Raw genomic sequence first — 14,641 nt, forward strand, 5'->3', positions numbered from 1 at the left:
CGACGCAGCGGTGCAACGGGAGTTGTTGTTGGCGGTGTGTGCGACAGGGGCGGATGGAGCTGGTGCGACGGCAGAAGGCGTAGGAGCAGGGACGGACGGAGCTGGGAGGACGGTAGAAGGCGTAGCGAGAGGGAAGGACGGAACTAGGAGGACGGTAAAAGGCGTAGCGAGAGGGATGGACGGAGCTGGAGCCGAGGTGGAAGGCGTAAGGACAGGGACGGATGGAGCGGAGGCAGAAGTCGTAACGAGAGGGACGGACGAAGCTGATGTGACGGCAGAAGGCGTAAGAGCAGGGACGGATGGAGACACTGCGGCATTATGGCCCGAAAAGTGGCCGGAAGTTTGCCACCAGACGCTGGAACGGCTGGCTGATGGGCAGCTGGCCTATGAGGATGCCGCCCCGTATTTGCTGCTGCGGGAGCTGGTCCTCGGTTTTACGACCAGCCCCGCGGTGCGCCACGTATTTATCGACGAGGCGCAGGATTATTCTGCGTTTCAGCTGGAGCTGCTGAAACGGCTGTTTCCCCGCTGTCGGATGACGGCGCTTGGCGATACGAACCAAGCGATTTATGCGCATGCGACAGCGCTGGAGACGAACAGCGCGGAAGGGTATGCCGCGCTGTACGGGCCGGAGCAAACGGAGGTAATCCGTTTGCAGCGCAGTTACCGATCGACACGGGAGATCGTGTTGTTTACGCGAGGCATGATCCCGGAGGGCCATGCCATCGAGCCGTTCACCCGCGCCGGGGCGAAGCCGCGGGTGACAAGGGCTGCGGATCGCGAGAGCCTGCACCGCCGGCTTGCGGAGCGGGCCGCGGAGCTTATGGCCGGCGGCTGCGCCACGGTCGCGATCCTGTGCAAAACGGCTGGCGAAAGCGACTACGCCGCCGCAGAGCTGCGCAGCCGGCTGCCCGGGCTGCGTTTGACCACCCGGCACAGCCCTTCGATGGAGCCGGGCGTGCTGGTGCTGCCGTCGTATTTGGCCAAGGGCGTCGAATTCGACGCCGTGCTGGTGTACGACGGCTCGGAGCGGCGCTATGCGCGGGAACGCGACCGCAAGCTGCTGTATACGGTTTGTACGCGGGCCATGCATGAGCTGCATGTATTCACGCTGGGCGAGCCGAGTCCGTTTATTGGCGAGCAGCCGGAAGAGACCTATGAGCTGGAGCGCTAATGTGGAGGCGCGGCTTGGTGGGCCATCCGTGCTTGAGATTCGCTGGGTTGTGAAGGCGTTCAGGCGCAGAAACAGATGAGCAGCTTCCGGAGCGGAGTCAAGTCCAATCCATTGGCCTGGCCGGGATGGAAGGGAAGCTCCGGCGAGTCAAGCAAGAACCGTATCGATCACAAAAAGCGCAGTAAAAAACGCCCCTGCCATCCGCAAAAGCGGAAAGCAGGGGCGTTTCCTTATTTATTCACCTATTCCGTTGCGACCGACTGATCGGCTTGCAGGCCGACCGGCGCGATGCGCACGAAATGTTGATCCAGGTTGTTCAACAGCTCGTCGATGCCTGCTGCGGCTTCGGCTTGACCGGAAGCGGCCAGCTCGTTGCGGTAAGCGCCGAGCAGCTCGTTCAGATCCTTTTTGCTTTGCACGCCAACCGGCTCGATTTTGACCTTCGCGCCTTTGGCAATCCGGCGCTCGATCGCTTGCACGTCGAGGCCCAGCTCAGGAACGAGACGCTGGTAGATCACGCCGCCGGTCATCCCTGCGCAAATCCACGGGCCCGGGTCGCCCATGACGACGGCACGGCCGTTGGTCATGTACTCGAACGCGAAGCCTTTCAGGTTGGCGCGGGCAGCGATGCCGCCAAGCTCATCCTGCAGCGGACCGCTCAGCTCGCCGCCGAAGACGACGTCTGCGCCGGAGAAGCGGATGCAGGCCCGGGTATCGGCGCTGCCTTGAATCAGGAACAAGCCTTTTTGCGCGCCGTAGCCAAACGATTTACCGACGCTGCCGTTGATCAGCTTGCCGTTTTTGCCGGCTGCTTTGAGCACGGCAACCTTACCGCCGAGCGCCATTTTGCCGACGCCGTCTTCTGCGCCGCCGTGGACGGTGATGTCGACGCCGCGGGCGTTGAAGGCGGCCAAGCCGTTACCCGGCACGGAGCCGTCAACGAGCTCCAGCGATACGGTTGGAAGCTGATCGTAGCTGCCGTCGAAGCGGTCTCTGACGCGATGGCTCGCATAGCGGCTGCCGAGAATACGCGATTCGGCATCCACTTTGGACCAGCGGCGAACAATCGGCCCGTCGAAGGACAGAGCATCCGGGAAGAACTCTTGGCCTTCGGCACCTGCAGCGATGCGGATGTCCGAGGAAACCGCGGCATCTTCCTTCGCTTTGTCTTCGGCCGAGATGAATTGCAGCGGAGCCGGACGCAGGATGTCGGACAGGTCGATGCGCTCCAAATGGCTGATTTGCTGCAGCAGGTCGGAACGGCCGACCAGGTCTTGCAGGCTTGTAAAACCAAGCTGAGCGACGATTTCGCGCACTTCCTCGCCCATTGCGCCGAACAGGCGCACAAGGCTGTCAACAGCGATGTCGTATTGACGAGGCACGAAGCGGCGCAGACCTTTTTCTTCCGCTTCCTCCATCGAGTCGATTTGCGTCGCGATACCGACGTGGCAGGTATCCAGATGACAGCCGCGGCAAGTCGTACAGCCGATCGACTGCATCGCGATGCTGCCGAAGCCGGCGCGGTTGGCGCCGAGCATAACCATTTTCACGACGTCTGCACCGGATTTCAGACCGCCGTCCGACCACAGCTCAACGCGGTGGCGCAGACCGGCTTCGATCAGGGCGACGTGCGCCAGCTTCGTGCCGATTTCCGTAGGCAAGCCGACGTGCGTCAGCGAGTGAATCCGCGCCGCGCCGGTGCCGCCGTCAAAGCCGGACAGCGTAATCACGTCTGCGCCTGCTTTGGCCACGCCGACCGCAATCGTACCGATGCCCGGAACGATTGGTACTTTGACGATAATCCGCGCTTTGCGGCCGCTTGCTTCTTTCAGCTCGGAGATGATTTGCGCCAAGTCCTCAATCGAATAAATATCGTGGTTGTTGGACGGCGAAATCAGGTCGGAGCCAATCGTCGCGTTACGCGCAGCGGCGATTTTGGCTGTAACTTTGGAGCCCGGCAGGTGACCGCCTTCGCCCGGCTTCGCGCCTTGGCCAATTTTGATTTCCAGGAAGGCGACGGCGTTAGCCAGCTCGACGTTGATGCCGAAGCGGCCGGAAGCGACTTGCGCGCCGCGCGTTTTTTTGTAACGGCCTAACATATCTTTAATCTCTCCGCCCTCGCCGTTCATGGTCACCATGTTCAGGCGTTCGCCGGCTTCGGCGTAGGCACGGAAAGCTGTTTCGTTCTGGGAACCAAACGACATCGACGAAATCAGCATCGGCAGCGAATGATCGCCGATTGAAATGTCAACCTGCGACGGATCGAGCGGCTTGCGGCCTTCCGCTTGCGCCTTCTCGAAATCGAAGCCGGCAATATGACGGATCGAGATCGGGTTCTTGAGCTCTTCCTCGCGCAGCTTGTCGCGATAGTCGTTGTACGGCGTCGTGCCGGCAGCGGCTTCGTTCAGCGCCTTCCACATGCGTTGGAAGAAACGGAAGTTTTTCGCCGCTTTCGCTTTCGGATTCGTGAAGTCCGCATAACGGGCTTCGGCGTCGGCTGTCAGTTGGGCGAAGCCGGTACCGGCTTTTTCGCTGCCCAGATAGTTGACGATATCGAGCACCTCGGCGACTTCCGGATGGAGGCCGATGGCCGAGAAGAAGCGCGTGTAGCCGCGCAGCTCGTGCGTGCCGATGGTCGAGATGACTTTCTCCAGCCCTTTGGTCAGCGCGGTGTACACCTTGCGGGCCGCAGCGGCGGAGCCTTCTTTATCGGAAGCTGTGGCAAACAGCAGGTAAGGCGAAATCAGATCGGCGCCCAGACCGCAAGCGACGGCGATGTCGTGCAGGTTGCGGATGGCCGCGGAGCGCAGCACGATAGTCACATGGCGGCGCAGGTTGTCGCCCATGCCGAGCTTTTCGGCGCGCAGCGCAATGTCGATGCGGGAGACGACCAGATGCGGGTCGAGCCACAGACGGTCGTTCTGATGCGCGGCGGAGTCGTCGAGCACCAGCAGGGAAGCGCCGCCGCGAACGGCTGCGATAGCTTGCTCAGCCAGCGAGGCCAAGCCATCGGCCAGCGATGTGCCGCGGGCAAACGTCGTCGACAGGGTCGCGACTTGATCCAGATGGTTAAACAGCGCGACCAATTGCTCAAAGGACGGCTGGGACAGGTGCTCTTCGCTTTCCAGACCGTTCGTGCCTTCCAGCAGCAGCGGCGTCAGCAGCTCGATGCGCAGCTTGTTGTCGACCTGTGCGTAGACGGCCGGGCGGGAGCCCGCCACGATGCGCGTCGAGAAATGCTCCATTTCGCGGTCGCGGTCAATCGCCGGATTCGTCACGACAGCTACGCTTTCTTTAATGAAATCCGGGATGTTCTGGCGCTCCCAATGCAGCGCGGCGTGCGGCGAATCGTGACCGAGCGAGCGAATCGGCTCTGCGCCGGTTTCGGACATCGTTTCGATCATCGAGATGCCGTCGCGATCCCAGCCAAATGCGCTGTACAGCTGATCGGTCGCTTCGAGATTGGCGTTCAGCACCGCTTGCGTTCCCGTCGGCGACGGAACGAGGTGGTTGCGCATGCCGGTAATATTCAGACGGCCTTTGGCGCGTTCCAGCACGATCGATTGCACTTCGTGGTAAGGCACGACGCGGACCGGCTGGCCTGGCGTCAGCTCAACGCCGACTTTTTCGCCAGGAGCGATCGGCTTCGGCTCAGCGACCATTTCATCGACAGTAATGACGCCTTGCTCGGACGAGAAGTAAAGCGAGTTGTCGCTTTCGACCATCCAGACCGGACGCAGACCCAGAGCGTCGACGCTGAAAATACATTCGTTGCCATAGCGGGAGACAATGCCGGCAGGGCCTTGAGCATAATGTCCCCACACCTGACGATAATACACGTAAAGGTCCTGCAGCTCCGGACGGAACTGCTTCATTTCGCTGATGATCGGCGGGAATACCATTTCCATCGCTTCAAACAGGCTGATGCCAAAACGGTGGATGAACGTTTCAATGGTCCGGTTCATGTCCTGCGAGTCGGAGCCGCCGTCAACGAGCGGAACGCCCACCATATCGGCTTCGATGCGCATTTTTTTAACCGTGTTGATTTCGCCGTTGTGACCCAGCAGCGAGAACGGCTGAACGCGGAAAAAGCTGGACAATGTATTCGTCGAATAGCGGTTGTGGCCGATGGTGACTTGGGCCGCAAACAACGGATCGCGGGTATCGTTAAAATATTTCGGCAGGATGCTTGCAGCGCCCATCACTTTATAGGCGGCAGTTACGTTGCTCAGCGTAGCGACGTGCACATTGTAACGCGCTTCAATGGCAATGTGCAGCTCGAACAGGTGGTCGGCGACGTTCACTTCCGGCTTGTCGCACAGCGCGGCGATTTGCCAGAAGGTCGGCTCGTCGTTCAGCGCGTTCAGACCCAGCACCGTGTTGTCGACCTGGTTTTCCTGCTCCAGCACAATCGTCACGTTATGCGCAGCGAACAGCTCGCGGATGCCATTCTGCATGTCGGCTACGGAAAGGTCGAGCTTGCGGGGTACAAAAATATGCGCAACGGAAAAACGGTTGTCATAGGCCAGCTTGCCGTCCAGACCGGCGTCCGTCAGCTTCTTTTCCCAAAGCGCGCGCGGAATATCGGTCAAAATACCGCAGCCGTCGCCTTCGCCGTTGATAAAACCGGAACGATGCTCCATTTTGACGAGCGCATCGATCGTTTTCTGGATGTTATCGCGGGACGGGTGGCCGTTCTTTTCAATAATACAAATAATACCGCAGCTGTCGTGCTCGGTTTCCAGCAACTTTTGAAAACGGCCTTCATTTCGCATCACTTCGTTCATTAGCTCTAGGTCAGTAACCTGACCGTCACCTCCAATACAGAATGTTTTTCCCCCATACCGTACAACTGGTTTTTCTTTTCCCGCAGACACCCGATGCAATTCCCGAAATACCTTTATGACAGGCATAAATCCGCAACATGCAAGGCTATGCATAAAAATACAATGCGAGTGAATAACGGCCGCGTTCAAGCACCCCAGGTCGTCAAAATGTGGTTTCTTCCCTGCCGGCAGCACATAGGTCGAAAAGTGTGAAAATGATAACAAAACCTGTGAATTCTGCCCCATCTTACTAGGAAAAAACTGTGTTTCTTGAAAAGGGTAAAAGTATCTTTAGAATAGCATGAAAAAGATGATCCGACAATAGCTGCAGCCGCAAAAGCCGAATGTAAGCGTTACCGTTGTTGCATATTGGTGAATAAAACCAAGGGTTTTGCCGGAAAACGCTCTAGAAAAGGCGAACGAATATGAAATCGGGCTGAAATATAGTTCGCTTCTGGGACATGTTGGCAAAAACACCTGCAGGCCGCTGCGGATGCGGCTTGCGCCGGATTTGCGGCTGTAGGCGTCACCGCAAATTTCGACTTTTGCGGGAGCGGCAGCCCGGATAAAAAATGCCCGCCACAGCCGCTTGCAGCACGGATGGCGGACAGCTTGGCAACGCGGAGTTGCGGCGGCGAGCAGACTGTGGCGATTTTGGGCGGAGGCAAATATCGCCGGAGGCGTCACGGCCACAGGTGCGATCAGGCCCGCGTTGCTTGGAGCCCGTAGCCGTCGCCTGACTGCGGAAGATCGCTCGACAAGCTGCCGACGGCGCGTTGCTCCGCTGAACGAGTGCGGCCTTGGGGTGGCGAGCAGCTCTAGCGCCGGCGTCACGGCCACAGTCCGGTCGAGCTTGCCTGCACGGCTGATCCTTCGCGCCAAGCGGGTCTGACCGCTGGCGTGCGGCCGCTACTGCGGCTTCGGGCGTCGCGCACGGTGCGAAAGGCTGCTGCTTGCCTGCTAACGGGACATCGCCCGGAAGACGCGGTCGGCGGCTTCCAGCGTGTCGTCGACATCTTTATCCGTGTGGGCGACGGTCAGAAACCAGGCTTCGTATTTGGACGGCGCCAGGCAGATGCCCTCGTCGAGCATGCCGCGGAAAAAGGCAGCGAATCGTTCTCCGTCCGTATCCTGCGCCTGCTCGTAGTTGGTGATCGGATGATCGCAAAAATGGGTCGAGAACGCGCCGCCGATCCGGTTGACGGTCAGCGGCACGCCGCGGCGCGCAGCGGCTTCGGCGATGCCGCCGGCCAAGCGGCTGCCGAGCTGTTCCAGCCGCTCGTACACCCCTGCCTGCTGCAGCACCTGCAGGCAGGCGATGCCGGCACTGATCGAGGCGGGGTTACCCGCCATCGTGCCGGCCTGATACGCAGGTCCGAGCGGCGCGACCTGCTCCATCACGGCCTTACGGCCCCCGTAGGCCCCGATCGGCAGCCCGCCGCCGATCACTTTGCCGAGGGCCGTAAGGTCGGGCTCCAGCGCGGCGAAGCGATTCGCCGCCGCGCCGTTTGCGGCCGCGTGCGCTGCAGCGGCCGCAGCGCCATCGGCCCCGGGCACAGCCGTCGGGGCCGCGCTCCCGGCCGCCGGCTGCGCCCCGGCGGCATCGTCTGCGCCGGCCAGCGGCAGGCCGGCGTACGTCTGCGCCGCGCCGTAATGGAAGCGGAACGCCGTAATCACCTCGTCGTAAATGACGAGGGAGCCGTTGCGGCGGGCGGAGGCGCACAGCCGCTCAAGGAAGCCGGCCTGGGGCATGACCATGCCGAAGTTGCCGACGATGGGCTCGACCATGACGGCGGCGACATCGTCGCCCCAGCGGTCGAGCGCCGCGTCGAGTGCGTCCGGGTCATTGAACGGCACGGTGATGACCTCCTGCGCGATGCTGGCGGGAACGCCCGCGCTGTCCGGTGTGCCGAGCGTCGACGGCCCGGAGCCGGCAGCAACGAGCACGAGATCGGAGTGGCCGTGGTAGCAGCCGGCGAACTTGATGATTTTCGAGCGGCCTGTGTAGGCGCGGGCGACGCGGATCGTCGTCATGACCGCTTCGGTGCCGGAATTGACGAAGCGCACCTTGTCGAGCGACGGAATCGCTCCTTTGAGCATGCGCGCGAATTCGATTTCCAGCTCGGTTGGTGTGCCGTACAACGTGCCGCTCTGGGCTGCGCGGCAGATCGCTTCGGTGACGTGCGGGTGGGCGTGTCCAGTGATGATCGGGCCGTAAGCGGCCAAGTAATCGATATAGCGATGGTCGTCGACATCCCAGAAATACGCACCTTCTGCGCGTTTCATGAATACCGGCGCGCCGCCGCCCACGGCTTTGAACGAGCGGGAGGGGCTGTTGACGCCGCCTACGATATGCTGGAGCGCTTCTTCATACAGCGCTGCGGATTTTTTACGTTCCATGAGTGATTCGTCATCCTTTCGGTTTCCACGCCTGCAAAAAGCCTCTACCGCCAAACATCGCGGTAGAGGCGCAGGTACGCACACGTTATTTTTTGGATTTCGGTGAAGCGGTTGGCGTCGGCGATTTGCTGGCTTGCGTTTCGTCTTCCGTTCGTCCGGCAAAGACGTCCTGCACGTATTGCTGCAGCTTGTCCTTGTTGGTGGTCAGTACGGAAGCGCCGCGAATGTTTTTCTCGACGACGAGGTCCGTCGGCGGCAGCTGGGCGCTGGCAATGCCATCGGCTTTCGCTTCGTAGCCGAGCTGGGCCAGCTTGAGCATGTCGTTGACGCTCAGATTTGTTTCAATGTAAGGATCAATCGCGTTCAGAATGCGCGGCAGCTTGATCAGCGAAGACGTCGTCTGCAGCTTTTGGGCAACGGCGGACAGGAACTTGCGCTGACGCTCGGTGCGGGCGAAGTCGGACAACGCATCGTGGCGGAAGCGGACGTATTGCAGGGCCGTTTTGCCGTCGAGGTGCTGCATGCCTTTTTTCAGATTGATGTCATAGATGTGATCGTCTTCGGCGTCGGAATATTTCATATCCTTCTCGACCTCAAGATCGATGCCGCCGATAGCGTCGACAAGTGCGATAAAGCCTTTAAAATCGGTATAAACATAATATTGCACGGGTACGCCGATCAGATCGCTGACGGTTTTCATCGCCAGATTCGGTCCGCCGATCGTAATCGCGGTGTTGATGCGGTCCTCGCCGCTGCCGGGGATTTTCACGTAGGTGTCGCGAAGAATCGAGAACAGCTGGGCGTCTTTGGTCACCGGATCGATGCTCGCCAGCATAATGCTGTCCGAGCGGGGCAGCTCGTTATTCTTCAATCCGCGCGAATCGCCGCCGAGCAGCAGGACGTTGACGCGCTGCTTGCCTTCCCATTTGGGAGGGGCGTATTCTTTTCCTTTGTTTTTGGCTTCTTCAGAGGTAAATACGGTGCCAGCTTGCTCGTCGCCGTCTTTGGAAATATGGTTGGCAAATGTATAGAAGGAATAGCCGTAATATCCAGCCGCTACAAGCAGAAGTAGCCCGATCAGGAGCAAGAAACGCTTTAGTATTCGCATGGCAGTCGCTCCTTTCATCCAGCGGTAACGCTGTTGTTTTAATCTGTACTTTTTTTATTTACAGAAGTAGTGTATCATAGACCTATTGTGTATCCGTGCACAACTACACCGTTTCCTATTATAGATGCTAAGAAAGTTCGATAGCAAGTTTCGGCGAATTTTGCCAAAAAACGCGCAGACTGCGCCGAGTCTTCAATGACAGGGGGGATCGCCGTGCTGGCGATTGATGTTCAGGATTTACGCAAGGAGTTTAAGGTCCAGCAAAGCCGTCAGGGTCTGAAGGGCGCTTTTCAGGATTTGTTTCAGCGCGAATACAAGCATGTCGCTGCCGTCAAGGATATCAGCTTTCAAATTCCCAAGGGCGAGATTTGCGGATATATCGGCGAGAACGGCGCAGGGAAATCGACAACGATCAAAATGCTGACCGGCATTCTCGTTCCGACTTCGGGCGATATTAAAGTCAACGGATACGTGCCGTACAAGGAGCGCGAAAAGTTCGTTTCGGGCATCGGCGTCGTGTTCGGCCAGCGCAGCCAGCTGTGGTGGGACATCGGCGTGATTGAATCGTTTCAGCTGCTCAAGAAGGTGTACCGCGTATCGGAGACCGACTACAAAAAACGGATGGATGAGCTGGTCGAACGTCTGCAGCTGGGCGAGCTGCTGACGCGCCCGGTGCGCAAGCTCAGTTTGGGCCAGCGGATGCGCTGCGAACTCGCTGCGGCTTTGATTCACAATCCGTCGATACTGTTTCTCGACGAGCCGACGATTGGACTCGACATCGTGGTCAAAACGGAAATTCGCGAGTTTCTCAAATCGCTGAATCAGCGGTACGAAACGACGATTTTGCTGACGACGCACGATTTACAGGATATTGAAGCGCTGTGCTCGCGCGTCATTATGCTCGACGACGGCCGGATCATTTACGACGGCGGTCTGGAGGAGCTCAAGCTCAAATGGGGTAAAGGCAAAGAGGTCGTGCTGCAATTCGAGCAGGCGGTGACGCTGCAGCGGCTGCAGGAGCTGACGAACGGTTATGACGTGGCCTGGCAGCTGGAGAACGAGCTGACGGCCAAAGTATTTATCCCGCAAAATCGCGCCAATGTCTCCGAGGTGCTCAGCCGCGTGGTTGGTGTGCTGCAAATCAAGGATATCAAAATTGTCGAAACGAACACGGACGATATCGTCCGCGAAATTTACAAGTCCGGTTCGGCGGACGTCAAGCGGCCGGAGCTGGCGCGCGCTGCGGAGGAGGCAGTTACGCATGCTTAGCGCGTATATGGAATTGATCCGCATCCGCTTCCTGATGATGCTTGCTTACCGCGTCAACTATTACAGCGGTATTCTCACCTATGGCCTTAATATCGGGACCTCTTATTTTGTCTACAAGGCGATTTACGGCAATCAGGATATGATTCAGGGCCTGTCCCTGGGGCAAATGACGACCTATGTTGCGGTCTCGTGGATGGGCCGAGCGTTTTATTTCAACAATCTCGACCGCGAAATCGCCAACGAGATCCGCGATGGCAGCGTGGCGATCCAGTTCATCCGTCCTTACAACTATGTGATGTCCAAAATGATGCAGGGGCTCGGCGAAGGCTTGTTCCGCCTGCTGTTGTTTACGGCCCCGGGCCTGCTCGTCGTCTGCCTGCTGCTGCCGGTCAAGCTGCCTGACGCGCCGTCGGTGTGGGCGTTGTATCTGGTCATGCTGTTTATGAGCTTCCTGATTAACTCCCAGATTAATATTATTACCGGACTTTGCGCATTTTTTCTCGAAAATAATGAAGGCTTGATGCGGATGAAGCGCGTGGCCGTCGATTTGTTCTCCGGTCTGGTCATTCCGATTACGTTTTTCCCCGGCTGGTCGAAGACGGTGCTGGAGTGGCTGCCGTTTCAAGCGATTACGTATTTGCCCGGCGCGGTATTTATGGAAAAAATCTCGGGCGCGGCGGCGCTTGGCAAGCTGGGCGTTCAGGCGCTGTGGTTCGTATTGCTGATCGTGCCGATTATCTGGCTGTGGCGCAAGGCGCGGACGCGGCTGTTCGTGCAAGGAGGGTAAGCCGATGTTCTATTTGTCTCTTGTAGCCGATTATTTCAAAAATTATATGAAAACCCGGCTGACCTACCGATCCGATTTCTGGATTGAGGTGTTGTCCGACTTGATGTTTAACGGACTGAATCTGATTTTCATTCTCGTCATCTTCCAGCAAACGGCGCTGATGGGCTCGTGGAACCGTGATCAGATTTTGTTTATTTACGGATTTTTTATGATTCCTTACGGGTTGTTCATTACATTTTTTAACCTGTGGAATTTCAGCGAACGTTATATTGTCAAAGGCGAGCTGGACCGCATCCTGACCCGTCCGGCGTATAACCTGTGGCAGCTGATGCTGGAAAATATCGATCCGGCTTCGCTGTTCAGCGCGATTGCCGGGTTTATCGTCATGGCCTATTCGTGGAGCCAGCTGGGGCTGCCGTTCCACGTCAGCGATTTGTTCGTGTTTGCGCTGCTGGTGGTTAGCGCGGTGCTGATTTATGGCGGCATCTATACGTCGCTGACGGCGCTTGCCTTTTTCTCCGACGCGCCAACCGGCATTATGCCGCTGATCTGGAACATTCAGAACTATGGACGCTATCCGGTCAATATCTATAACAAGCTGATCAAGGGCGTGCTCACTTGGGTGTTGCCGTTCGCTTTCGTCGGCTTTTATCCGGCGGCGTATTTCCTCGATCCGGCCAACTGGAAGACGTTTGCGCTACTGACGCCGGCGGTTGGCGTCGTGTTCGCGGCGATTGGGCTGTCGATCTGGAATCTCGGCATTCGCCGCTATCGCGGCGCGGGGTCTTGAGGCTGCTAACGGCAGGCCGGTCAACACGGTCTGATAGCCGCCGTTCGGCCGGCCGCACTCCAGGAGTCGCGCGCGGTGCGGACATGATCGGCGGCTTCTCGAACAACAAGCCATCTAAAAAGCTTCCTTCCCGCGAAGTAGGGGAGGAAGCTTTTTGTTAGTGACGGCGGTTGCGAGCATACATTCAGGTTGTAAGCGGCTTACCGTGCATCCGGTTTATGGATTCGCCGGCGCGGCGGCATCGGAATCCATAGGTACACCGGCATCCGTATCGGCATCCGAGCCTAAGCCGGAGCCGATGCCGGCACCCGAACCGATGCCGGGCAGCGGCTTGGCCGATTTCGCTTCCTCCGGCACGGTGATCTCGACTGGCTCGTTAACACGCGTATTGATCGAGGTCAGCGACATCGACAGATGATCGATGGGCGCGGGTAAAGCGTCGCCGTAGGTAATGATGTAGTCGACCTCTTGGCTGAGCGGCAGCTTGGTCGCTTCGTCGAAGGTCTGCACGCCGGATATCGACATGCTCATATCGCTGAGTCCCGGCGTTTGGGCGATTTGTTCCAGCAGGGCGGAATTGCCGAGCAGATTGCCTAACGTTTGAATCAACTGCCGGGTATCGGCCAGCTTGCCGTTCATGGAAATCTTGTGCACCTGCTTGCCGTCTTCTTCCGTAACGCCCAGATCGCGATAGAAGAAATAAGGCGTGATCAGCTTGGAAACGTCCATGTTCTCCTGCTGGAGCTTGATCACTTCTGAAAATTTGAACGGCATGACGGCTGTGGTATCGAACCATTGCATTTCGCCGCTAGAAGGATCAACCGTCTTCATGTAGCTTCCGTTATCTGTGAAAAATTGTTCCATGTCGGTCGTTGTGTCGGTATCGCCCAGATGAATTTCGAATTTCACTGTCTGGTGCATGCCCTGCGCTTTGTTAAATTCGAGCATGGAGGTCGCTTTCATATCCGCTTGATCCGGGATGTCCTCAACGCCCGGCTTGAAGAATATGCGCAGGTTCATCTTCGTCTCCGAGCGATACGTGTTGACTCCCGCCTGCTCGCTGCTTGCGGCTTTCAACCACTCGACGGCGCTTTCGTCGCTGCGCAGCGCGGTACGGACAAGCCCCAGCGCTTGTTCGGCTGTCGGCGCGGCATCACCCAGCTTGGCTCCGAAGCGCTCCTTCAATTCGGCCAGCGCGCTGCTGTCAGACAGGCCAAGCAAGCGGCCGACGATATAAGCGGACTGCTCGACGGTGATCGGTTGATCCAGCCGCAGCGTGCCGTCTTCGTAGCCGTTCAAAATCTTACGCTCCAGCAGCGCGCGGGCATCGTTGGCGTAAGCCGAGCCTTCGGCTACATCACTGGGCAAAGCTGTGTCGCTGCTGGCCGGAGCGAGCTGCAATTCGCTGGTCAGCAGATGGATGAATTCGCCGCGGGTTAGCGGCGCCTCATCGGCCGCATAAGCGGCAGGGGCGAGCAGGGTGAAGCATAACGCGAAGGATAAGGTAACGCGTTTGAATTCCATTTTCATAAATAATCTCCTTTACCCGAGGAAGTATGTTCCATCTTACGGTACCACAATCCGGCGGATTGCGCCAGCTTTTCCATCCGCTCTGCGTCGGAGCGCATGCAAACAGAACCCGCCGCACGCGGCTACCGAAGCTTGGCATCGGCCGTAGAGCAACGGCGGATTCGTGCCGGATCGGGTTGCCGCATGCTTTTATATCGCCTACAATAGCAGATAGACAAATAGATGAAAGGCAGGGAGAGACGATCATGACAACGGCAGTGGGCCAAATGGCTCCCGATTTCACGCTGGCAGGCTCCAACGGTCAGGATGTCGCTTTACGCGACTATGCGGGAAAGAAAGTCGTCATTTATTTTTATCCGCAGGACAATACGCCCACCTGCACGACGCAGGCGTGCGATTTTCGCGATTATAACGGCAAATTTGCCCAATTGGGCGTGGAGGTTCTGGGCATCAGTCCCGACCCGTTGACGGCGCACGACAAATTTATCGCCAAACACGAGCTGCCGTTTGTGCTGCTTTCCGATCCCGCGCATGAGGCTGCGGAGGCGTACGGCGTATGGGCGCTCAAAAAATTGTACGGACGCGAATACATGGGGATCGTGCGGTCGACGTTTTTGATCGACGAACAAGGACGGATCGCCAGGGAGTGGCGCAACGTGCGGATTAAAAATCACGTTCAACAGGTATTGGAAGCGGCAGCGGCTCTGTAAGGAGCACGGGTGCGGGCATGAGGGAAAGCGGACAGCTACGGGCTGCC

At 58.3% G+C, this 14,641-nt stretch carries 9 protein-coding genes; 5 read left to right on the forward strand and 4 right to left on the reverse strand.

Annotated features, from left to right (window positions below; translation table 11 throughout):
• Nucleotides 1-175: 175 nt before the first annotated feature.
• Nucleotides 176-1,174 (forward strand): UvrD-helicase domain-containing protein, encoded by a 999-nt coding sequence (locus tag B5M42_RS08005; protein ID WP_230632804.1) that lies wholly within the window; start codon nt 176-178, stop codon nt 1,172-1,174.
• Between the two features lie 242 nt (nt 1,175-1,416).
• Here B5M42_RS08005 and B5M42_RS08010 read toward each other — a convergent pair whose 3' ends face one another.
• The 3 genes from B5M42_RS08010 to B5M42_RS08020 all read right to left on the reverse strand — a co-directional run bounded on the left by B5M42_RS08010 (nt 1,417) and on the right by B5M42_RS08020 (nt 9,508).
• Nucleotides 1,417-5,949: a glutamate synthase-related protein gene (locus tag B5M42_RS08010; protein ID WP_134755541.1), complete on the reverse strand. Its 4,533-nt coding sequence runs from the start codon at nt 5,947-5,949 to the stop codon at nt 1,417-1,419.
• A gap of 1,011 nt (nt 5,950-6,960) precedes the next feature.
• Complete coding sequence (locus tag B5M42_RS08015) at nt 6,961-8,400, reverse strand: aspartate aminotransferase family protein (RefSeq protein WP_134755523.1); 1,440 nt, start codon at nt 8,398-8,400, stop codon at nt 6,961-6,963.
• Between the two features lie 85 nt (nt 8,401-8,485).
• Nucleotides 8,486-9,508 carry an LCP family protein gene (locus B5M42_RS08020; RefSeq protein WP_134755525.1) on the reverse strand — a complete coding sequence of 341 codons (1,023 nt, stop codon included), beginning with the start codon at nt 9,506-9,508 and terminating at the stop codon, nt 8,486-8,488.
• 213 nt (nt 9,509-9,721) lie between these two features.
• Between B5M42_RS08020 and B5M42_RS08025 the strand changes: the two genes are divergently transcribed.
• Genes B5M42_RS08025 through B5M42_RS08035 form a run of 3 tightly spaced genes read left to right on the forward strand, consistent with a single transcriptional unit; the run spans nt 9,722 to nt 12,354 of the window.
• Entirely contained in the window at nt 9,722-10,777 is a 1,056-nt protein-coding gene (locus tag B5M42_RS08025; RefSeq protein WP_134755527.1) for an ABC transporter ATP-binding protein, read from the forward strand.
• A complete protein-coding gene (locus B5M42_RS08030; RefSeq protein WP_134755529.1) occupies nt 10,770-11,564 on the forward strand; it encodes an ABC transporter permease in 795 nt (264 codons plus the stop codon). The genes B5M42_RS08025 and B5M42_RS08030 overlap by 8 nt, the downstream gene beginning before the upstream one ends.
• A gap of 4 nt (nt 11,565-11,568) precedes the next feature.
• Nucleotides 11,569-12,354 carry an ABC transporter permease gene (locus tag B5M42_RS08035; protein ID WP_134755531.1) on the forward strand — a complete coding sequence of 262 codons (786 nt, stop codon included), beginning with the start codon at nt 11,569-11,571 and terminating at the stop codon, nt 12,352-12,354.
• A gap of 216 nt (nt 12,355-12,570) precedes the next feature.
• Here the strand turns inward: B5M42_RS08035 and B5M42_RS08040 are convergent, their stop codons facing one another.
• A complete protein-coding gene (locus B5M42_RS08040) occupies nt 12,571-13,884 on the reverse strand; it encodes an S-layer homology domain-containing protein (protein ID WP_134755533.1) in 1,314 nt (437 codons plus the stop codon).
• Nucleotides 13,885-14,129: 245 nt separating this feature from the next.
• On the opposite strand from B5M42_RS08040, the gene bcp reads away from it, so the two are divergent.
• Complete coding sequence (bcp, locus tag B5M42_RS08045) at nt 14,130-14,594, forward strand: thioredoxin-dependent thiol peroxidase (protein ID WP_134755535.1); 465 nt, start codon at nt 14,130-14,132, stop codon at nt 14,592-14,594.
• The last annotated feature ends 47 nt before the right edge of the window (nt 14,595-14,641 follow it).

The sequence above is a fragment of the Paenibacillus athensensis genome (assembly GCF_004514475.2).
In the GTDB taxonomy this organism is placed as follows: Bacteria; Bacillota; Bacilli; order Paenibacillales; family NBRC-103111; genus Paenibacillus_AL; species Paenibacillus_AL athensensis.

Coding starts and splice junctions, on each gene's coding strand:
- B5M42_RS08005 (WP_230632804.1), top strand. CDS start 176: ATGGACGGAGCTGGAGCCGAGGTGGAAGGCGTAAGGACAGGGACGGAT.
- B5M42_RS08010 (WP_134755541.1), bottom strand. CDS start 5,949: ATGCGAAATGAAGGCCGTTTTCAAAAGTTGCTGGAAACCGAGCACGAC.
- B5M42_RS08015 (WP_134755523.1), bottom strand. CDS start 8,400: ATGGAACGTAAAAAATCCGCAGCGCTGTATGAAGAAGCGCTCCAGCAT.
- B5M42_RS08020 (WP_134755525.1), bottom strand. CDS start 9,508: ATGCGAATACTAAAGCGTTTCTTGCTCCTGATCGGGCTACTTCTGCTT.
- B5M42_RS08030 (WP_134755529.1), top strand. CDS start 10,770: ATGCTTAGCGCGTATATGGAATTGATCCGCATCCGCTTCCTGATGATG.
- B5M42_RS08035 (WP_134755531.1), top strand. CDS start 11,569: ATGTTCTATTTGTCTCTTGTAGCCGATTATTTCAAAAATTATATGAAA.
- B5M42_RS08040 (WP_134755533.1), bottom strand. CDS start 13,884: ATGAAAATGGAATTCAAACGCGTTACCTTATCCTTCGCGTTATGCTTC.
- bcp (WP_134755535.1), top strand. CDS start 14,130: ATGACAACGGCAGTGGGCCAAATGGCTCCCGATTTCACGCTGGCAGGC.